Raw genomic sequence first — 18,947 nt, forward strand, 5'->3', positions numbered from 1 at the left:
TTACGGATTACTGCAACTGAGCAGCCACTAACGGCCAGCGGGCGTCAAAATCGTCCGTTGGACGGTATTTGAATTCGCTACGCACAAAGCGGGAGAGCATCCCTTCACAAAACGCCAGTATCTGGCTCGCCAGCAGCGTCTCATCGATGGTGTAACCTTCGCCTTCACGCATTTTCTTTTCGCGCAGTACCTGGCGCAGCTGCGCTTCAATACGCTCGAAAAGCTGGTTAATGCGGCCCTGCAGTCTGTCCTGTTCAAACATCAGCGCGTGGCCGGTGAGAATGCGGGTTAAGCCCGGATTGCGTTCACCGAAGCCCAGGATTAACAGCACAATCAGACGCAAACGCGCGGTGGTGTCTTTTTCGTCTTTCAGAATCAGGTTGATGCGCGTAATCAGGCTGTCTTCAATAAACTCGATCAGGCTGTCGAACATCCGGGTCTTGCTCGGGAAATGACGGTACAGCGCCGCCTCAGACACGCCTACAGAGGCGGCCAGTTTAGCGGTGGTGATGCGTTGACTGCCATCGCTGGATTCAAGCATCAGAGCCAGAGATTGAAGTATTTCTTCGCGACGATTCCTTTTCGCGGTTTGTTTTTCTGCCATGTTACAAAATACCCCTGAAAATAAGCACTTGCCAGGCTGGCATCCACACAGCGACCGCAAACGGGCGTTTGCGGTTTGTTATTGCATTATGACGCTGTGAGATACGTGTCTTTCGGGCCGTTATTTGCGCCCGGAATGGCCGAAGCCGCCTTCGCCACGGTCGGTGGCGTCAAAGTCTGCCACCAGGTTAAATTCTGCCTGTACCACCGGTACAAAGACCATTTGTGCGATACGCTCGCCCGGTTCAATGGTGAAGCTGTCCTGGCCGCGGTTCCAGACGGAAACCATCAGTTGACCCTGGTAGTCGGAGTCGATCAGGCCCACCAGGTTACCCAGCACAACGCCGTGCTTATGGCCCAGACCAGAACGCGGCAGGATCACTGCTGCCAGAGACGGGTCAGCAATGTGAATTGCCAGGCCAGTTGGAACCAGGGTAGTGGCACCCGGAGCCAGTTCTACGGCGTCATCGAGACAGGCGCGCAGGTCAAGACCAGCAGAGCCGGAGGTGGCATAGGTTGGCAGCGGGAATTGCTCGCCAACACGCGGGTCCAGAATCTTAACGTCGATTTTTTTCATCATAACGGGTAACGATCTCGTCCAGTAATTGTTGGCCCAGGAGTTCCTTGCGCTCAAGCGGTAAGACTTTATCTCCATCCTGCCAGAAAAGGTGCAGTGCGTTGCTGTCGCTGTTAAATCCTTGTGTGGCCAGCGATACGTCGTTCGCGCAAATCAAATCGAGGTTTTTGCGGGTACGTTTTTGCCGGGCATATTCTTCCACATTATTCGTTTCTGCGGCAAACCCAACAACGTATGGACGATGGCTTTTTAGTGCGGCGACACCGGCAACAATGTCCGGGTTTTTCACCATTTTCAGTGTTAATTCATCGCCTTGCTTTTTAATTTTAGCCTCGGCGATCGTTTCGGCACGATAGTCTGCGACGGCCGCACAGCCGATAAAAATCTGCTGGCTTTGCGCATGTGCCTGCACGGCGGCTTCCATCTCCAGCGCGGTGGTGACGTCGATTCGCTTCACAAACGCAGGGGTAGGCAGCGATACCGGGCCGCTCACCAGCGTGACGTTCGCGCCACGCCTTGCGGCGGCGGCGGCAATCGCAAAGCCCATTTTGCCGGAGCTGTGATTGGTGATATAGCGCACCGGGTCCAGCGGCTCGCGCGTAGGGCCCGCGGTAATCATGATGTTGAGATGTTGCAGATCGTTGACAGGCGAAAAATGGGCTGCGGCCATATCAACAATCGTCAGCGGATCAAGCATGCGACCCGGGCCAACGTCGCCGCAGGCCTGGCTGCCGCTGTCCGGACCCCAGATAAGCAGGCCGCGTGAGGCCAGCGTCTCCAGATTGTGCTGAGTGGCCGCGTTACGGTACATCTGCTGGTTCATGGCAGGAACGACGGCAACAGGCGCAGGCGTGGCCAGACAAATGGTGGAGACCAGATCGTTTGCCATACCGGCCGCCACCCGAGCGATTAAATCAGCCGTGGCGGGGGCGAGGATAACCAGGTCTGCCCATTTACCCAGCTCAATATGGCCCATCGCGGCTTCGGCGGCCGGATCGAGCAGGCTGTCAGATACCGGGTATCCTGAAACGGCCTGCAGGCTCAGGGGAGTGATAAAGGCTTTACCGCCTTCGGTTATCGCGACCCGCACGTCAGCTCCGCGCTCGCGCAGACGACGCACCAGCTCCGGCGCTTTATAGGCGGCAATACCTCCGCTCACGCCAAGAACGATTTTTTTACCGGCCAGGCTCATCATGATTCTTTCCTGTTGGGTTTCACCAGAGAGCGGGCATTTTATCACAATCCCCAAAGTGGAGTGATTTTGTCCTTCGACCACTTTGCGAGGCGCTACGCAAGAACGCAACGTGGCCGTCGAGCGACGGATTGGCCTGTGGCAGCATGAGGTTAAAAAGGGGAGAAAGAGCATGGAAGAAGAGGATGAGGAGCTGCTGCCGCGCGAAAAACTGCTGCGCTATGGCGTCACCCTGTTAAAAGACGATGAACTGTTAGCGCTCTTTTTACGTACCGGAACGCCCGGAAAAACGGTATTTACGCTGGCAAAAGAGCTGATAGCACATTTCGGTTCGCTGTACGGTTTACTGACCGCCGATCTGGCGCAGTTTAAGCACGTTGAGGGGATTGGCGTTGCGAAATATGCCCAGCTGAGGGGCATTGCTGAACTTGCCCGCCGTTTTTACAATGTCCGCATGGAGAAGGAAGATCCGATCCTGACGCCAGAAATGACGCGCGAATTCCTGCAAAGCCAGTTAACCGATATTGAACGCGAGATCTTTATGGTGATCTTTGTCGATAACAGAAATCGGGTGCTGAAACATAGCTGTCTCTTTGCGGGCACGTTGAGCCACGTTGAGGTGCATCCGCGTGAAATTGTGCGGGAAGCGATAAAAGTGAATGCAGCGGGCGTGATCCTCGCGCATAATCACCCCTCTGGCTGTGCAGAACCGAGCAGAGCGGACAAAGAAATCACCGAACGCATTATCAAATGCTGTCAATTCATGGACATTCGTGTGCTGGACCATCTGATAATTGGCCGCGGTGAGTACATTTCTTTCGCAGAACATGGCTGGATTTAGGCTATTTCTCGCGATCCATCGGGATCTTTGTCTGTTCGGGACTTGAGCACACCGCCGAGTCAGCGTATACTACGCCACCTTTGAGAATCTCGGGTTTGGCATTTGGGCCTGGCAATCGAGAGTTCACTTAGAACTATGCGATGACCGGGCTGTAAAGCCTGACGAGGCGCCGATACCCCATACGAAGCTCGAGCTAATTTGATTTTTGGAGAATAGACATGTCCCGAGTCTGCCAAGTTACTGGCAAGCGTCCGGTGACCGGTAACAACCGTTCCCACGCACTGAACGCGACTAAACGCCGTTTCCTGCCGAACCTGCACTCTCACCGTTTCTGGGTTGAGAGCGAGAAGCGTTTTGTCACCCTGCGCGTATCTGCTAAAGGTATGCGTGTAATCGATAAGAAAGGCATCGATACAGTTCTGTCCGAACTGCGTGCCCGTGGCGAAAAGTACTAAGTACTTAAAGAGGAAATAAATCATGGCTAAAGGTATTCGCGAGAAAATCAAGCTGGTTTCTTCTGCTGGTACAGGTCACTTCTACACCACCACGAAGAACAAACGTACTAAGCCGGAAAAACTGGAACTGAAAAAATTCGATCCAGTTGTACGCCAGCACGTACTGTACAAAGAAGCTAAAATCAAATAATTTTAGTCTCCTTGTATCGAAAAACCCCGCAACTGCGGGGTTTTTTGCATTCTGTATCTCAACGGAGGAACCATGCCTGAATTACCTGAGGTAGAAACCAGCCGTCGCGGCATTGAGCCCCATCTGGTCGGCGCGACGATTCTTCACGCGGTGGTCCGCAATGGACGTCTGCGCTGGCCGGTGTCCGATGAGATCCATGCCCTGAGCGATAAACCCGTCCTTAGCGTACAGCGTCGCGCGAAATACCTGCTGCTGGAGCTGCCCGACGGCTGGATTATTATCCACCTGGGGATGTCCGGGAGCCTGCGCATTCTTACCGAAGAACTGCCTGCGGAAAAGCACGACCACGTCGATCTGGTGATGAGCAACGGCAAAGTGCTCCGTTACACTGACCCACGGCGCTTTGGCGCGTGGCTGTGGACGAAGGAGCTGGAAGGGCACAACGTGCTCGCGCATCTGGGCCCGGAGCCGCTCTCAGACGCGTTTAACGCGGAATACCTCAAGGCGAAGTGTGCGAAGAAGAAAAGCCCAATTAAGCCCTGGCTGATGGATAACAAGCTGGTGGTCGGCGTGGGGAATATCTACGCCAGCGAATCGCTGTTTGCGGCCGGGATCCATCCCGATCGGCTGGCCTCTTCGCTGTCGGCGCAGGAGTGCGAGCTGCTGGTTCGGGTGATTAAAGCTGTATTGCTTCGCTCGATTGAGCAGGGCGGGACAACGTTGAAGGACTTCCTGCAAAGTGACGGCAAGCCGGGCTATTTTGCCCAGGAGCTGCAGGTATATGGCCGTAAAGGCGAACCGTGCAGAGTCTGCGGCACGCCCGTTATTGCCACGAAGCACGCCCAGCGCGCCACGTTCTACTGCCGTCAGTGCCAGAAATAGGGTTACTTTAGCTTTTCCATCAGTGCATGGTGGACGTTAGTTGGCAGGAAATGGGTGACGTCGCCGTGATGACGCGCCACCTCTTTTACCAGCGTGGAAGAGATAAACGACCACTCTTTGGAGGGCATCAGGAACACGCTCTCCAGCTCCGGCATCAGGTGGCGGTTCATGTGCGCCAGCTGCATCTCATACTCGAAGTCTGCTACCGCGCGTAAACCACGGATCAGAATATTGGCCTGCTGAGCGCGGGCGAAGTTTGCCATCAGGTCGCTAAACCCGACCACCTCAACATTCGGCAGGTGCGAAATGGCATCGGTGGCGAGCTGTACGCGCTCGTTGAGGTCAAACATCGGCTTTTTGCTGGGGCTGGCGGCAATGGCCAGGATCACCTTGTCGAACATGCACGCCGCACGGGTGATGATATCAAGATGACCGTTGGTGATCGGATCGAAGGTACCCGGATAAATCGCTTTTGTGCTCATGGCTCACGTTTTCTCTGAGTAGCCGCGGCAGAGCGCCCACAGCTCGGTGTATTTGTTGAAAGTATACTGGGCATTCACTACCGCGAGTAACCAGCCCTGCTTACCGTCCAGGACGCCACCACGCAGCAGAAGCGTTTTCAGGAACGCGCCCAGCGTGTGGGTGAAGATACCCGTCAGCGAGGCCTTCTTGCCGCGCTGGTGACGCTCCTGCGCCCATGCGGTGGCATAGTTGAGCTGTTTACGCTGGAAGCTCGCGAAATCACGGCAGGTCAGGTGCAGCAAATCGCCTGTCAGGGGAATGACCTGGGCGCTATCGCAGCTCAGGGATTCATGCACCAGATTGTCGTTGTACTGATACCGCTCGCGCTCGTAGAGGCGCATCACGCGGTCAGGATACCAGCCGCTGTGGCGCATAAAACGGCCAAGGAAGTAGTTGCGGCGGGCAATGCTGTATACGGCGCCATGTTGAGGTGAGGAAATCACCGCCTGAATGGCCTGCTGAAGCTCCGGCGTGATGCGTTCGTCGGTGTCGAGCATCAGGACGTAATCACCGGTGGCATACCCCTGCGCGCGCTGGCGCTGGATGCCGTAGCCTTGCCAGTCAGCGTCGACAAAGACGTTTGCGCCCGCTGCCCGGGCGACATCCACCGTGTTATCCGTACTTCCGGAGTCAAGAATGACTATCTCGTCAGCCCAGGCAACCGATGCCAGGCAATCCGGAAGCAGCTCGGCGGCGTTTTTGGCGATCATGACGACCGACAGACGCGTTGGCATTAGTGGCTCCGCTGGGGCAGATAAGGTTGCAGAAGCTGCAGCAGACGGGTCAGTGCGCCCTGGTTCTGGTGCAGCACTTCGACGGCATGACGCCCGTACCACAGGCGATAATCTTCGTCAGTCAGAAGGGTCGATACCTCTTTAACCACCGAATCCGCATCGGTCACGGTAATTAAACCATCGGCCTGCTGTAATTTCGCGCAGATGTCTTTGAAGTTAAACGTGTGCGGCCCCATCAGTACCGGAATGGCGTGGGCTGCCGGCTCCAGCGGGTTATGGCCTCCGCGTTCCACCAGGCTGCCACCGACAAACGCGAGGTCAGCAATGCCGTACAGCAACATCAGTTCGCCCATCGTATCGCCAATCACCACCTGGGTGCTGCCGGAAGGGATTTCACCGCTGCTTCGCAGCGTGAAGCTGAAGCCGCCTTTCTGGACCATTTCACGGGCATCTTTAAAACGCTCCGGATGGCGAGGCACGAGGATCAGCAGTAAATCAGGGAATTTTTCCAGCAGCTTGCGGTGAGCCTGCAGGATGATCTCTTCTTCGCCATCATGGGTACTGGTCGCAATCCAGACCTGACGACGCGGGGCCCACTGGCGACGCAGCGTGATGGCTCGGGCGGCGAGCTCAGGGGTAACGGAAATATCGAACTTTAGGCTGCCCGTTACCGCAAGCTGGTTGCGTTTCAGGCCCAGAGAGATAAAGCGCGCTGCATCTTCTTCGTTCTGCGCGGCAATCAGCGTGATTTTGCTCAGCAGGCGACGCATAAATTTGCCCAGCTTGCCGTAACCTTTCGCCGAGCGCTCTGAGAGGCGCGCGTTGGCAATGACCAGCGGAATTTTACGGGCATGCAGAGCGGAAATCATGTTCGGCCACAGTTCGGTTTCCATCACGATCACCAGCTTCGGGCGCACGGTGTTGAGGAAACGATTCATGGCGCAGGGCAGATCGTAAGGCAGATAGACGTGCTGCACGTCTTTACCGAAAGCGGATAACGCGCGCTCCGAGCCGGTTGGCGTCATCGTCGTGACGGTGATTGGCAACGAAGGGTAGCGGTGACGCAGGGCGCGAACCAGCGGGATCGCCGCCAGCGTTTCACCGACAGAAACGGAATGCAGCAAAATACCGTCCGGTACGACTTTATTGCGGCAGAAGCCATAGCGTTCAGCCCAGCGTTTACGATACGCAGGCGCTTTCCGGCTACGAAGCAACAGTCTCAGCCACACCAGTGGCTGAATGATGTAGAGCAGAGCGGTATACAACAATTCCAAGCGATTATCCGTTTTTTTAGTTTCGGCGGGCAAATTCTAAGCATTTAGGCCAGGTAAAGCTATCTCTTATGCCAGATACCGTTTCAAACGGAAATAACGTCGACCGAGCCGCCAGCGCAGACGCGGGCTTTTTGCACTTTTCCAGATGAGTTTCCAGATGCCTGTTTCGAAGAACTCTTTAATAATCATTGATTTCTTCTTCTCATCCTTCATGTTGTCGAAGGTGTGAATAATGCCCAGTCCCTCTTTGGCAATTTGCCAGTGGCAGGCAGGGATCCCTTTCACTTTATCCGGGTAGCGCTGATTGATGGCATCGAGCATCTGCAGGATTTTCATGTAGTGACGCGCGGAGCGAATCAGCGTGTCGTCATTGTCCGGCATATGGGACACCGATGCAGAGTGAATGTAGTAATCGTAATAACGTTCACTAGTGTACTGAACCCGCTCTGCCGCAAGCAGCACTTCGGTGGTCCACGGAATATCCTGATGGCGCAGGCCGGGTTCGAAATGGAAATTGTGTTTACGGATAAAGTCGTGGCGATAGATGTTCAACCAGGTGACGTGAAGGAATTTACGAGAGTCCAGCGCCATTTTTAACCACGCAGGGCCAGTCATAACCCCTGTCGAAGCCAGTTTGTCTTCAGGGAAGATCGGACGTGAAGGTTTCTTGTTGTTTTCCCAGACGTAGTTCCCGTTACAGGTGGCGACATCCAGATCCTGCGTGACGGCCATATCCAGCAGGCGCTGGTACATGCCGGGTTTAAAGACATCATCAATATCCGGGAAAGAGAGATATTGACCGGTTGCAACGGCCAGACCGGTGTTACGCGCGATGGATACGCCCTGGTTTTGCTGTTCTATGACCTGCATCTGCGGCAGTTTTTCTCGCCAGTTTTCGACGATCTCCATCGAGCGGTCAGTAGAGCCGTCATTGACAATGATGACTTCCATGCTGTCGATGCGTTGATTGACAAGGCAGGTAAAGAACTGATCCAGGAAAGCTTCACCGTTATAAACGGCAACCACCACGCTTAACAATGGGGCTGAATTTTGCATAAGAAACCTGATTATTTTTGATTGTCGACCAGAGCAATATATTGCTGGCAAATGGCATTGATACCGAACGACGCGATGGTTGCATCGCCAACGACCGGCGGGGCGGTATAAATATCCGCCAGCGTTTTTGCCAGTGACTCGTCATTTAACTCTGCCAGCCCGCGCGCTAAAGCGCCGGTGAGGATTTCGGCGGGGCCTCCGGGGCAATTTGTACTGACCGGTGGCGTCTGGCAGATAATGGCTTCGACCAGCACATTACCAAAACCTTCGCAGTCAGAACTTAACACTAAAAGGCGTGCCCCTTTAATCCAGGGATAGGGATTGGACTCGAACGGGCGGAAAACCGTTTTGTTTTCAATACCCAGCTCGGCAGCAAGCTGCTTGAGTTTTTGAATTTGAGCGTCAGAACCATTGCCCATCATGACCAGCGTTGTGTCAATTTTACTCAGGGCGAACGCACGTAAGAGTCGGTCGTGGCGTTTGTGCTCATGGAAGCGGCCAACATGAATAATGTAATCCTTTCCCTGCATCTCGAAGGGCGCATCCGCCAGACGCTGAATTTCAGGAATATCGAAAGGATTATGGATAACCGCTTTGCGTCGAAGATTGAGCGCCAGCGTCTCGGAAAGATCTTTCAACACGGCGCCTGAGACGGCGACAACGTTGCGATTTTCGTAGGTATGACGGATTTTAAGATGTTTAAACCAGCGCGAAAGTCCGCTGCGATGGCGAAGATAGGAAAACGAGAACATGCCGTGTACGCAGAACCAGACTTTGTCACGTTCCAGCGCGCGGCAGTGCGCCACAATGCGGTCTGTTTTGTGCAGGTGAGAGAACACCACATCAAATTTGCCGCTGCGCTCAGCTCGCTCAATCGCCTGATCCAGAAGTTGGGCACGGCGTGGGATTTCCGTCAGCTTTCGCCATGGTTTTTTACATGTGTCCTGAACAACCTGATAATCGATGCCTTCCGGGATGGCGTAGTCGCACACTTTCCGCAGAGAGAATAGAGAGACCTGATGCCCCATTTCTATTAATCCACGGGAGAGTGTAAGAACCGTTTTTTCGGCTCCTCCACCGGGTAAACCATCAATAATCATTAGGATGCGCATTTTTAATCCAGTAATTTTTGATAAAGCGTAATAAGCTGACTTGATAGTTTTTCGGGAGTGGCGTCTTTTACACGTTCACGTGCCGCTCGTCCCATATTGTTATTTTTTTCCAGTGAAGGAATGGCGGCTACCGCTTCCTTCAATGTACTGATATCAAGTGCGTCACAATAAAATCCGTTCTGGCCTTGTTGAATAAACTCTGCACCACCGCAACTCTCTGAAGTAATGACGGGCAAGCCGCAGGCCATCGCTTCAAGAATGACGTTAGGAAAGGGATCATACAGCGTTGGCAACAGTAAACCATCGGATAGCTGATAAAAAGGCAGAGTTTCTTTTTGCACCCCCAGGAAACGGATTTGCCCCTCGCAGCCTAACGAACGGGCGAGGTCGCGATAACGACGTTCTGCTTTATCTTGCCCAACCACAATCAGCCAGGCTGATGTTCCAGCAATAGCGCGTATGGCGCTGGCTAATCCTTTTCGTTCAAACCCTGAGCCTACGAAACAGAACACAACGGCATCGGCTGGCAAACCAAATTGCTGGCGCAGCATCGCACGCTGTGCCTCCTGGGCCGGAACGAAGCGGCTGGAATCAATAGAATTATAAATCACATGAATTTTATTTGCGTCAATATCAAAGTCTTCAACGATTTCGCGTTTGATCATTTCCGCATTACAGATTACGGCTTTTAACTCAGGCGCCTGATACATTTCCCGTTCCGCACGCATCACATAGCGGTGATAGCGGTCATACATCAGCATTTGCGCACGCCAGGCAGGTAAAATGCGCGCGCGCTGCAGCAGCCAGCGACGATGCACCCCATCACCCGCGCGATAGATATCACAACCCGGGATGCGCTCATGGCTTTGAACAATATCAAACTGCTGTTGCTGCCACAGCGCGCGTGCGGCCTGTGCAAATCCGCGTTCCCGACTGATGCGACCCCATTTTTGAGGGTTGCAAATGTGGATATGCCAGTCGTCTTGCTTCTCTCCCTGCCACTCACGCGTGATGACGTTGAGCTCAAGGTTCTGATTGCTCAGCGCGGTGAGAGCGCGCGAAACGAAGCGTTCCGCTCCGCCATCAGGGCGATATTTTTGGCGAACAATGGCCAGACGATGGTGTTTCATGACAGATATCTCCTTGCGGCGGAGACGACAGCATCAACAGGAATGGCATCGAGATAGCGTTCTTTCGTTTTAGTATCAATGGCATCCGGATCGGGTAGCGGGCCGTAATCGCCGGCCCAGATCACTTCACCGTTGACTTGCCATGGAGACCAAAACGTGAGTTTAGAAGGACCAAACAGAGCCACGCAGGGCGTTTGCAGCGCGGCGGCCATATGCATTGGAACGGAGTCAACGCCGATAAAAAGACGCGCATGATCGATAAGTGAGGCCAGCTGGCGCAACGTTAGCTGGCCCGCCAGCGAGACGACTCCCGTCTTTGGCGAGGCGGCGAGAATGCGATCGATCATCGCCAGCTCTTTTTTATCCGGCCCCGCGGTGAGCACAACCGTATGACCATCCTGCTGCAATGCAGTAATGGTTTGCGCCATTTTGTCTTCGCTCCAGCATTTAAAGAACCAGCGGGACGTCGGCTGGATCACAATGTAGCTGTCGCCCACACCCGTCTGCGTCAGTCTTTTACGGGCATGATCCCAGTCTTCGGCGGTATAGGCCATGGTGACGGCAGGCCGCGGCGCGACCGGTAATGGTGCCAGAATGGAGAGATTCTGTTCGACCGTATGCAGGGATTTGTGGCCATCGACAGAAACCAGATCGGTGTGACAAAAACGCCAGAAGGCACTGTTGCGTTTGTTAAACGCGAATCCGAGGCGAACGGGGGCACCGGTGAAACGGGTGACGATCGCGCTACGCCATTGATCGGCAAGGTTAATCACCAGATGATAATGCTGATTTCTTAACGCACACAGCAACTGCCACTCTTTTTGAAGATGCTTCAGCGTGCCCAGCTGTTTCCATTTGCGATCGATTCCATAAATTGTACCGATCGCTGGATGCGCGGCGAGCATATCGCGCGTTTCTTCATACAGCAGGACATCAATCTGCGCCTGCGGCCATTTTTGACGTAACGAATCAATGACGGGAGTGGTCAGCAACATGTCGCCATGATGGCGGAGTTTGATCAGTAAAATGCGCAAATCAGGTGTGTCAGGTAAGTTATTCATCATCATCTTATCGGCGTTGTACTAATGGCAATTCTAATAGACCTGATAGCGACTTGCACTCTTTCTCCATAATCTCAGTAATTTCCCCGGAAGGGTTTACTCATGCTTTGGAGAGTGCGTAACATAGCGCTAACTTTCCTGTCTTGCGGACTCATTATGAACAAACCAGCGTTTATCATCACAATTGATACTGAGGGCGATAATCTCTGGCAAAATCACCGCGTCATTAAAACGGAAAATGCGCGTTATCTGGCGCGTTTCCAGGCGCTTTGCGAGCGTTTCGGCTTTAAGCCCGTGTGGCTGACCAATTACGAGATGGCGGTCGAGCCCGTTTTCATCGAATTCGCCAGGGACGCGATCGCCCGCGGTCAGGGGGAGGTGGGAATGCACCTTCACGCATGGAATAGCCCGCCGGAACACGATCTCACGGGCGATGACTGGCGATGGCAGCCTTATCTGGTTGAATTTTCGGATGAGGTGATGCGAGAAAAAGTGCTGTTCATGACCCGCCTGCTGGAAGAGACCTTCCAGACCAAAATGTTAAGCCACCGTGCCGGACGTTGGGCATTTGACAGTCGCTACGCAAAATTGCTCGTTGAACTGGGCTACCAGGTTGATTGCTCCGTGACGCCACGCGTGAACTGGCGCAATGCGAAAGGCGCCCCGCAGTGTAATGGCGGAACGGATTATCAGTATTTCCCCGACCACGCCTATTTCATGGATTTAGATAATATTTCCCGGGCGGGCAATAGCCCATTACTCGAAGTGCCGATGAGCATTCAGTATAAACACCCGGCGTGGTTGAACACGATCAAACAGGGTTACGACAGGCTTCGCGGTAAATACCGCTCACCCTCCGTCAACTGGCTAAGACCGTCCGGTGGGAATGCGGCGCAAATGATTCAGGTCGCACAGCAATGCCTGTCGCAGGGAAATGAGTACGTGGAGTTTATGCTTCATTCGTCGGAATTTATGCCTGGCGGAAGCCCGACCTTTAAAGATGAGGCGGCGATTGAAGGGTTGTATCAGGATTTAGAAACGCTCTTTAGCTGGTTATCCGACAAGACTGTAGGGATGACGCTGGCGGAGTTTTATTCCCAAAAAAATAGCGCCGGGTAACCGGCGCTGTAAGGTTTATTTTTGCAGAACCATTTTAACGGGAGTGCTGAAAATAATGGCGAATGGCAGCCAGAACAGAACCCAATATTCCCGTGGGTTACTGATAATAAACATACCCTGAGTGATATAGAACATCAGTGCGAAGACAATGACAGCGATTTCCGCCTTATGATCGGCCGCGAGGTGACGAAGAGACTGTCTGGCGGCATATAAAATCATACCGACGAGTAGCAGAAGCCCCACGATCCCACCCTTAAGGAAGGTAGCTAAATAGAGGCTGTGCGTTGTGGAAATGGCCTGGCCATAGCCATTAATGAACTGAAGCTCTTTGTTGAAACCCCATCCGAAAATCGCTTTCTGTTTTGCAACTTCAACGGCGTGTTGCCAGATACCAAAGCGCACGGTGCTTGCACGAGAAGACTCTTCTGCTCGATTGATAAATATATCGATTGAGCCGCTAAAATAGAAAGCGAGACCGATCAATAACAATATAATAACCGAACTTATCAGTAACTTAAAATTCCACTTGGGTTTACAAAGAAACGCTACTGTTGAGGCTACCACCAGGGAAAGGAACGGTCCGCGACTTTGAGTCAATATTAAGCAGGCCAGCAGCAACGGGACTGGAAGATAAAACCAGACGTTACGCGTTTCCCGCACCAATATAGCGCTTAATAAAACCCCTAGTGCCATATATCCGCCGAGGTCAATGACGTTATCAGGCGCATAAGGGAAAGCATTCGAAAGTCTGTTATAAAAAATGTTCGCTTTATCAACATAAATCAGGGTGAGTATGGCGAGTGCGACAATACCTGCATAAGCTGCGCCAATGACAAATTTTTTCTTTCCCTGCAATTCACACTGACGGTAAAGACATATGAAAATAAATAAATAGAATGAATGTGTTAAGGCAGAGCTTACCTGAGACGATTCAGCCCAAAGATTCGAAAGTGAAAAATATATTAAAAAGGCACCCGTTATGCCCAGAGCGGGTAGAAAGGTACGGTCATTGATAAAACGTACTCTGAATTCATTGCTAGCAATTGTGGCAATGATAAATAGCCCGAGTGCAATATGGAATAAGGTGTTTACGCGAGAAATTCCGCAAAAAATTATGCTTAAAAATACAAAAAGCGTAAAAGGATAGAACGGAATGCGTTGGTGATTAATTGAAAACATCTGTAAAATCCTTTCTGGGGAATACAAAATCAGGGATAGCGCTTTGAGGTGATAGATTAACAACAGTGATGTTGTCTTTTTGCATAATATTGCTTGCTAGTGTGAATGCGGGGATCACAGTATTCTGTACTTTGTCTCCAAGGAATGAAGGCAACATGTTATTACCGTTTTCATAAAATCGCGGTTGATTGAAATTATTCATATCAAGACCAGCGATATAAATCTTATTAAATCTCAGAAAATAAATTACCTGTAGTGCCCAATACATTACGGTACCGGCATCTACCACACCGCGCCTCACATCACGACTAAAAGCAATATTGGGATGGCTATCGGAAAAGACGATCCCTGGCGTATCCCCTAATGCCTGGTGCAAATTGTCCCGTTTAATCGAGGGTTTATAAGTCTCATAGCAAATATCTTCAATAATGCATATTTCGCATCGGATATTTTCATATGAAAAACGGTTTATAAGCTTAACGATCCCCATTACGGTTGTAAACAAAATGACATTTTTACAGCCAATGACCTGCTTTAAAATTGCAGTCTGACGGTCGATGAACGTCATGTCGACCACAAAATAGAGACTAAAATGTAGCTGGTCATTGAGATGCCATGCTCCGTTCACACCAGCGGTAACTACGGTGGATGACAGGTTTTCAAAATTAATATTTTTGATTGAAGGGCCAGTTGCGGCTATCAGGATCTCACCCTCAAACCTATCCTGAATCGAGGTAAGAGTGGTGAGGTTAATGCTCTGGCCTTTATAGTTTAAATCAGAAATCTCCCCTGTTTCATTGCGAGATAATTTAATGAAGGGCCACAGATTTTCGTTATGGCGCATATTGCGCTTATGCGTGTATCGGTAGAGTTGTTTAGTTAGAGAGCTCATTTTACGCCTCTGGTAATGCTTTTTTATTTACGGTCGTCAATAAACTCACTATGTTATCCATATCAACGTCGTCTATAGCAAAAAGTTTTTCTTTCGGCTGGCTGAAATAATAACGTGTTTCAAAAACGTAGGAGTTAATGTTTTCATCATTACCAATCAACAGAACGTTACCGAGAGGACGTTGTTCATAGTGGCAACAAGGCCCGAACAGTAAGATTACCGGCACGCCTACCGCATCGGCAATGTAGACATTCCCCGAGTCAGACGCGATATAGCAATCCATTTTAGAAATGGCCCACGGCAGCTCTTCGAGTGAGATTTTGCCAATCAGATTAATAAAGTTGGGCAGTTCACCGTAAGCGCGGGTGATGTCATCCATCCACGATTGTTCATTCGGGGCGCCAAACACATAAAATTCGCAAGGCAGGTCGGCGAGACGATCGGCAATTTGCTTCCAGATGACCGGCGGAACGGTTTTCGCTTTATTCCCGGCGGCTACGCTGATGCCAATGCGGATCACGCCGGGTTTATCGAGGATTGCCGGATAGGTCGCCGGTTTGAAAAGCGGCTTTGTGGCGTGCTTTGGCGAGTCTTGCCAGGTTAAGGTTCGATCGGCCAGTTTGAGATAGTTCGTGACCGACAGCGTCTTTCTACCGTGCTCAACAGTACCATCTGCCGTTGCATAGAAAATACCGTGATACCATCTGCGCGTGTACGTACTTAAAAACTGTTTGTTTTTAGCGTTACACACGGAGGCGAAAAAGAGGTTCACGCTGTTGGGTTGCAGGAGATAGACATTGTCATAGCGGTTCATGATCCGGCAGGCAAAGACCAGCTTTCGCCACAGGTTACGCTTATGCTGTTCGATAAAAAAAATATCGTCGATCGTCTCATCATGCTTCGCCAGCGCACCTACGCTACGGCTGATGAGCACGTCGCTTTTTTGCAGGTACGCCAGAAGGGGCGTTGCATTAACAAAATCGCCGATTTTTGCTGTCTGAATGACCAGGTTTTTACCTGTCTCTTTGCGGAACAGCTTCCGGATAAGCTTCACCGGAAAAAGTAAAATCAGCAGAAATACGTAACTCATGCGTTAGATATCCCTGTTGGAAAGCCAACGGCTGCCCTGTAAAAAAGAAAAAATAGCATCTGCGCTGATATCCTTCGTTTGCTGGGTTGGGCTGACCATCTGATGCTGGTTTTTACCGTAACCCCCGATCAATCCAGGATCGGTCGGACCAAAAATCGTAATATTCGGACGATCCAGCGCCGCGGTTAAATGGCTTAAGCCGGTATCAACGGAAACAACAGCATTCGCTCCCGCCAGCTGTGCTGCAACCTGTGCCAGCGTGAGTTTCGGCAATACCTCGACGTGCGAAAAGCCTGCTGCCAGACGCTCTGCACGCTGCCGCTCATGTTCAGCGCCCCAGGGCAGTTTAATATGGATGCCGGTAGGTTGCATTAGTTCAATCAGGCTTCGCCAGTGCGTTTCCGGCCAGTGTTTATCGTCGCGCGTTGTGGCATGCAGGAAGACAAGATAAGGCTGAACACAGGGATCTGTATTGCGCAAAAAGTGCTGCGCAATGGCATAGTCGCCCTGGGTTTCCGGTTTCGCATAGCCCAGGCTTTTTGCAAACAGCTCGCGGGTACGTTCTACGGCATGCTGTTGCTTTGCGATGTGGTGGCGACGGTTATAGAACAGGCTCGCCAGCGGTTCGCGGGCGGTATGCCAGTCCATGCCGTGCTTTACGCCGTGTGCCAGACGCGTCACCAGCGCGGCGCTTTTCACCAGCCCCTGGGCGTCGATGATGGCGTCGTAATGCTGTGCCTGCACCGCCTCACGGAAGGCTTTGCGTTCGGCTTTAATCGGGGCGGAGAACCACGCTTTGCGCCAGCGGCGAATCGCCACCGGGATCACGCGGTCAACCGCTTCATGCCAGGTGGGGATCTGCGCGAAGCCCTCTTCCACCACCCAGTCAAAACGAATGCCGGGAATGGCCCGCATGGCGTCCGTCAGTGACGGGAGCGTATGCAGAACATCGCCCATCGAAGAGGTTTTAACGATCAATACCCGCATTCGTTATCCTTCTTCGCTCAACAGCAGTTCGTTAAGCTCTTCGAGAACGCGCTCTGGCGTAATGTCGATCAGGCTCTGATGATAGCCTTCTGCGGCATCGCCCTTGCGCACTTTGTGGTAGCCGGTGATCAGGCGAATGACGCGCGCTTTATGAGAAAGCGGGGGCGTGAAGTCCGGGCTACTTGGGCCATACAGCGCCACCAGCGGGCGGTTGAGCGCTGCGGCGACGTGCATCAGGCCCGAATCGTTGCTGACCACAGCCTTACAGGCGGCAATCAGAATAACCGCCTGTTCAAGCTGCGTTTCTCCCGCCAGGTTGCGGCACCAGGCCTGCTGTTCATTACTGAGCGTCGCGAGAATTTCGTTGCCTGCCTCGTGGTCCTTTGCCGAACCGAACAGGACAATCTGGTAGCCTTCGTCAATCAGCTGTTTCGCCAGCTCCGCATAGTGATAGTGCGGCCAGCGTTTTGCCGGGCCGAACTCGGCGCCGGGGCAGAAACCTATCATCGGGCGTTCAGACGAAAGACCAAACGCGTTACAGGTCTGGGATTTTTCGCCGTCGTTAACCTGAAGCTGCGGCCAGAGCAGCGGCTGCGGCAGGTCTTTCGCACTGCGCATCACGCCTTTGTCGTAGGCCAGCGCCACATAGCGCTCCACCATCAGCGGCCAGGCCTCTTTATCCAACACCCGCGCGTCGTTCAGCAGGCCGTAGCGCATTTCGCCGCGCCAGCCGGTGCGATGTGGAATGCCCGCAAAAAAAGGCACCAGGGCGGATTTAAAGGAGTTTGGCAGGACATACGCCCGATCGTAGCGCTTCTCGCGCAGGCTATGGCCGAGCTTACGGCGTTCGCCGATTTCCAGCGCCCCGTGGCCAAGCGGCATCGGGATGGCTTCATTCACTTCCGGCATACGCGATAACAGCGGACGGCACCACGCGGGTGCCATCACGTCGATTATCGCCTGGGGATAACGCGCCTTGAGCGTGCGATAGAGACTTTGCGACATCATCATGTCGCCCACCCATGACGGGCCGATCACCAGAATCTTCATATTTATGCGTCGCGGTTCAGCCAGGCCATATATTCCGTTACGCCTTCGGCAACGGTCTTGAACGGCTTGTCGTAGCCTGCGGCGCGCAGGTTGGTGAGGTCAGCCTGGGTGAACGCCTGGTAACGGCCTTTCAGCTTATCAGGGAACGGGATGTACTCAATGCTGCCTTTTTTGTGATACGCCAGCGTTGCGTCAGCCACCGCCTGGAAGGACTCCGCGCGGCCGGTACCCAGGTTGAAGATGCCAGATACGCCGTTTTCCCAGAACCACAGGTTCACTGCGGCCACGTCGCCCACGTAGACGAAGTCACGCTTAAAGCCGTCGCTGCCTTCGAACAGTTTCGGGCTTTCGCCGTTATTCAGCTGGGTGTTCAGGTGGAACGCCACGCTCGCCATGCTGCCTTTGTGGCCTTCGCGCGGTCCGTAGACGTTGAAATAACGGAAGCCGACGATCTGCGAGTTCGCTTCTGGCAGCACCTGACGCACGTACTCGTCGAACAGGAATTTGGAGTAACCGTAGACGTTCAGCGGCTGCTCATACTCGCGGGACTCGATAAAGTCCGAGGTGCGGCCGCCGTAGGTTGCCGCGGAGGAGGCGTACAGGAACGGAATTTCACGCTCCAGGCAGTAGTGCAGGATCTCTTTGGAGTACTGATAGTTGTTGTCCATCATGTACTTACCGTCCCACTCGGTGGTGGAAGAGCACGCACCTTCGTGGAAGATGGCTTCGATCTCGCCGAACTCTTCGCCTGCCATAATCTGGATAAGGAAGTCTTCTTTATCCATGTAGTCAGCGATGTTCAGATCCACCAGGTTGACGAACTTGGTGCCGTCTTTCAGGTTGTCAACCACCAGGATGTCGGTGATGCCTTTGTCATTGAGAGCCTTAACAATATTGCTGCCGATAAAGCCCGCGCCGCCGGTAACGATGATCATAACTGTAACCTTTGAAGTGTGGAGCCCGGGGACAATCCCGGACGCTAATGTCTCTATCATATCATT

21 protein-coding genes are annotated in these 18,947 nt (G+C 52.8%); 5 read left to right on the forward strand and 16 right to left on the reverse strand.

The features are described from left to right. Positions 1-7: 7 nt before the first annotated feature. From slmA to coaBC, 3 genes are all read right to left on the reverse strand, one after another. Entirely contained in the window at positions 8-604 is a 597-nt protein-coding gene (slmA, locus tag F0320_RS00425) for a nucleoid occlusion factor SlmA (protein ID WP_010426428.1), read from the reverse strand. Between the two features lie 120 nt (positions 605-724). Further along, on the reverse strand, positions 725-1,183 hold the full coding sequence (dut, locus tag F0320_RS00430; RefSeq protein ID WP_008502691.1) for a dUTP diphosphatase: 459 nt from the start codon (positions 1,181-1,183) through the stop codon (positions 725-727). After that, entirely contained in the window at positions 1,161-2,372 is a 1,212-nt protein-coding gene (coaBC, locus tag F0320_RS00435) for a bifunctional phosphopantothenoylcysteine decarboxylase/phosphopantothenate--cysteine ligase CoaBC (protein ID WP_087823747.1), read from the reverse strand. Before coaBC ends, dut begins: the two co-directional genes overlap by 23 nt. 172 nt (positions 2,373-2,544) lie before the next feature. Here coaBC and radC point away from each other — a divergent pair, with 172 nt between their 5' ends. From radC to mutM, 4 genes are all read left to right on the forward strand, one after another. Further along, positions 2,545-3,213 carry a RadC family protein gene (gene radC / locus F0320_RS00440; RefSeq protein WP_023309889.1) on the forward strand — a complete coding sequence of 223 codons (669 nt, stop codon included), beginning with the start codon at positions 2,545-2,547 and terminating at the stop codon, positions 3,211-3,213. A gap of 218 nt (positions 3,214-3,431) precedes the next feature. Further along, complete coding sequence (rpmB, locus tag F0320_RS00445; RefSeq protein ID WP_002436699.1) at positions 3,432-3,668, forward strand: 50S ribosomal protein L28; 237 nt, start codon at positions 3,432-3,434, stop codon at positions 3,666-3,668. Positions 3,669-3,690: 22 nt separating this feature from the next. After that, positions 3,691-3,858, forward strand: coding sequence for a 50S ribosomal protein L33 (gene rpmG, locus F0320_RS00450; RefSeq protein WP_003024094.1), 168 nt, complete (start codon positions 3,691-3,693; stop codon positions 3,856-3,858). Positions 3,859-3,930: 72 nt separating this feature from the next. Next, positions 3,931-4,740: a bifunctional DNA-formamidopyrimidine glycosylase/DNA-(apurinic or apyrimidinic site) lyase gene (gene mutM, locus F0320_RS00455; RefSeq protein ID WP_023309890.1), complete on the forward strand. Its 810-nt coding sequence runs from the start codon at positions 3,931-3,933 to the stop codon at positions 4,738-4,740. Positions 4,741-4,742: 2 nt separating this feature from the next. Here the strand turns inward: mutM and coaD are convergent, their stop codons facing one another. The 7 genes from coaD to rfaQ form a co-directional block, all read right to left on the reverse strand. Beyond that, the gene (gene coaD / locus F0320_RS00460) at positions 4,743-5,222 is read right to left on the reverse strand and encodes a pantetheine-phosphate adenylyltransferase (RefSeq protein WP_063408583.1); all 480 of its coding nucleotides are present in this window, start codon (positions 5,220-5,222) and stop codon (positions 4,743-4,745) included. A 3-nt stretch (positions 5,223-5,225) separates the two neighbouring features. Next, positions 5,226-5,996, reverse strand: a complete 771-nt coding sequence (locus tag F0320_RS00465; RefSeq protein ID WP_126330434.1) for a glycosyltransferase family 2 protein — start codon at positions 5,994-5,996, stop codon at positions 5,226-5,228. Beyond that, positions 5,996-7,270, reverse strand: coding sequence for a lipid IV(A) 3-deoxy-D-manno-octulosonic acid transferase (gene waaA, locus F0320_RS00470; RefSeq protein ID WP_029740803.1), 1,275 nt, complete (start codon positions 7,268-7,270; stop codon positions 5,996-5,998). The genes F0320_RS00465 and waaA overlap by 1 nt, the downstream gene beginning before the upstream one ends. Before the next feature lie 66 nt (positions 7,271-7,336). Beyond that, positions 7,337-8,326 (reverse strand): glycosyltransferase, encoded by a 990-nt coding sequence (locus tag F0320_RS00475; RefSeq protein ID WP_126330436.1) that lies wholly within the window; start codon positions 8,324-8,326, stop codon positions 7,337-7,339. Positions 8,327-8,337: 11 nt separating this feature from the next. Further along, entirely contained in the window at positions 8,338-9,438 is a 1,101-nt protein-coding gene (locus tag F0320_RS00480; RefSeq protein WP_126330437.1) for a glycosyltransferase, read from the reverse strand. Positions 9,439-9,440: 2 nt separating this feature from the next. Beyond that, positions 9,441-10,568, reverse strand: a complete 1,128-nt coding sequence (locus F0320_RS00485; protein WP_033147040.1) for a glycosyltransferase family 4 protein — start codon at positions 10,566-10,568, stop codon at positions 9,441-9,443. Then, positions 10,565-11,635 carry a putative lipopolysaccharide heptosyltransferase III gene (gene rfaQ / locus F0320_RS00490; protein WP_126330438.1) on the reverse strand — a complete coding sequence of 357 codons (1,071 nt, stop codon included), beginning with the start codon at positions 11,633-11,635 and terminating at the stop codon, positions 10,565-10,567. The genes F0320_RS00485 and rfaQ overlap by 4 nt, the downstream gene beginning before the upstream one ends. A gap of 150 nt (positions 11,636-11,785) precedes the next feature. On the opposite strand from rfaQ, the gene F0320_RS00495 reads away from it, so the two are divergent. Further along, a complete protein-coding gene (locus tag F0320_RS00495) occupies positions 11,786-12,748 on the forward strand; it encodes a polysaccharide deacetylase family protein (RefSeq protein ID WP_126330439.1) in 963 nt (320 codons plus the stop codon). Positions 12,749-12,763: 15 nt separating this feature from the next. On the opposite strand, the gene F0320_RS00500 is transcribed toward F0320_RS00495, so the two are convergent. The 6 genes from F0320_RS00500 to rfaD are packed head-to-tail and all read right to left on the reverse strand — an operon-like array spanning position 12,764 to position 18,881. Then, the gene (locus tag F0320_RS00500; protein WP_126330440.1) at positions 12,764-13,927 is read right to left on the reverse strand and encodes an O-antigen ligase family protein; all 1,164 of its coding nucleotides are present in this window, start codon (positions 13,925-13,927) and stop codon (positions 12,764-12,766) included. Continuing rightward, positions 13,914-14,771, reverse strand: coding sequence for a sugar glycosyltransferase (locus F0320_RS00505; RefSeq protein ID WP_233443244.1), 858 nt, complete (start codon positions 14,769-14,771; stop codon positions 13,914-13,916). The genes F0320_RS00500 and F0320_RS00505 overlap by 14 nt, the downstream gene beginning before the upstream one ends. Positions 14,772-14,820: 49 nt before the next feature. Further along, positions 14,821-15,909, reverse strand: coding sequence for a glycosyltransferase family 9 protein (locus F0320_RS00510; protein ID WP_126330443.1), 1,089 nt, complete (start codon positions 15,907-15,909; stop codon positions 14,821-14,823). Between the two features lie 3 nt (positions 15,910-15,912). Continuing rightward, the gene (rfaC, locus tag F0320_RS00515; protein ID WP_126330445.1) at positions 15,913-16,896 is read right to left on the reverse strand and encodes a lipopolysaccharide heptosyltransferase RfaC; all 984 of its coding nucleotides are present in this window, start codon (positions 16,894-16,896) and stop codon (positions 15,913-15,915) included. 3 nt (positions 16,897-16,899) lie between these two features. Next, entirely contained in the window at positions 16,900-17,946 is a 1,047-nt protein-coding gene (rfaF, locus tag F0320_RS00520; protein WP_032661897.1) for an ADP-heptose--LPS heptosyltransferase RfaF, read from the reverse strand. A gap of 2 nt (positions 17,947-17,948) precedes the next feature. Beyond that, positions 17,949-18,881 carry an ADP-glyceromanno-heptose 6-epimerase gene (rfaD, locus tag F0320_RS00525; protein WP_008502707.1) on the reverse strand — a complete coding sequence of 311 codons (933 nt, stop codon included), beginning with the start codon at positions 18,879-18,881 and terminating at the stop codon, positions 17,949-17,951. Positions 18,882-18,947: the final 66 nt, after the last annotated feature.

It is taken from the genome of Enterobacter dykesii (assembly GCF_008364625.2).
Lineage (GTDB): Bacteria > Pseudomonadota > Gammaproteobacteria > Enterobacterales > Enterobacteriaceae > Enterobacter > Enterobacter dykesii.

Coding starts and splice junctions, on each gene's coding strand:
- F0320_RS00505 (WP_233443244.1), bottom strand. CDS start 14,771: ATGCGCCATAACGAAAATCTGTGGCCCTTCATTAAATTATCTCGCAAT.
- radC (WP_023309889.1), top strand. CDS start 2,545: ATGGAAGAAGAGGATGAGGAGCTGCTGCCGCGCGAAAAACTGCTGCGC.
- F0320_RS00480 (WP_126330437.1), bottom strand. CDS start 9,438: ATGCGCATCCTAATGATTATTGATGGTTTACCCGGTGGAGGAGCCGAA.
- dut (WP_008502691.1), bottom strand. CDS start 1,183: ATGATGAAAAAAATCGACGTTAAGATTCTGGACCCGCGTGTTGGCGAG.
- F0320_RS00495 (WP_126330439.1), top strand. CDS start 11,786: ATGAACAAACCAGCGTTTATCATCACAATTGATACTGAGGGCGATAAT.
- F0320_RS00465 (WP_126330434.1), bottom strand. CDS start 5,996: ATGCCAACGCGTCTGTCGGTCGTCATGATCGCCAAAAACGCCGCCGAG.
- F0320_RS00475 (WP_126330436.1), bottom strand. CDS start 8,326: ATGCAAAATTCAGCCCCATTGTTAAGCGTGGTGGTTGCCGTTTATAAC.
- rfaQ (WP_126330438.1), bottom strand. CDS start 11,635: ATGATGATGAATAACTTACCTGACACACCTGATTTGCGCATTTTACTG.
- F0320_RS00500 (WP_126330440.1), bottom strand. CDS start 13,927: ATGTTTTCAATTAATCACCAACGCATTCCGTTCTATCCTTTTACGCTT.
- F0320_RS00510 (WP_126330443.1), bottom strand. CDS start 15,909: ATGAGTTACGTATTTCTGCTGATTTTACTTTTTCCGGTGAAGCTTATC.
- rfaC (WP_126330445.1), bottom strand. CDS start 16,896: ATGCGGGTATTGATCGTTAAAACCTCTTCGATGGGCGATGTTCTGCAT.
- rpmB (WP_002436699.1), top strand. CDS start 3,432: ATGTCCCGAGTCTGCCAAGTTACTGGCAAGCGTCCGGTGACCGGTAAC.
- coaBC (WP_087823747.1), bottom strand. CDS start 2,372: ATGAGCCTGGCCGGTAAAAAAATCGTTCTTGGCGTGAGCGGAGGTATT.
- rfaF (WP_032661897.1), bottom strand. CDS start 17,946: ATGAAGATTCTGGTGATCGGCCCGTCATGGGTGGGCGACATGATGATG.
- coaD (WP_063408583.1), bottom strand. CDS start 5,222: ATGAGCACAAAAGCGATTTATCCGGGTACCTTCGATCCGATCACCAAC.
- rfaD (WP_008502707.1), bottom strand. CDS start 18,881: ATGATCATCGTTACCGGCGGCGCGGGCTTTATCGGCAGCAATATTGTT.
- F0320_RS00485 (WP_033147040.1), bottom strand. CDS start 10,568: ATGAAACACCATCGTCTGGCCATTGTTCGCCAAAAATATCGCCCTGAT.
- slmA (WP_010426428.1), bottom strand. CDS start 604: ATGGCAGAAAAACAAACCGCGAAAAGGAATCGTCGCGAAGAAATACTT.
- rpmG (WP_003024094.1), top strand. CDS start 3,691: ATGGCTAAAGGTATTCGCGAGAAAATCAAGCTGGTTTCTTCTGCTGGT.
- mutM (WP_023309890.1), top strand. CDS start 3,931: ATGCCTGAATTACCTGAGGTAGAAACCAGCCGTCGCGGCATTGAGCCC.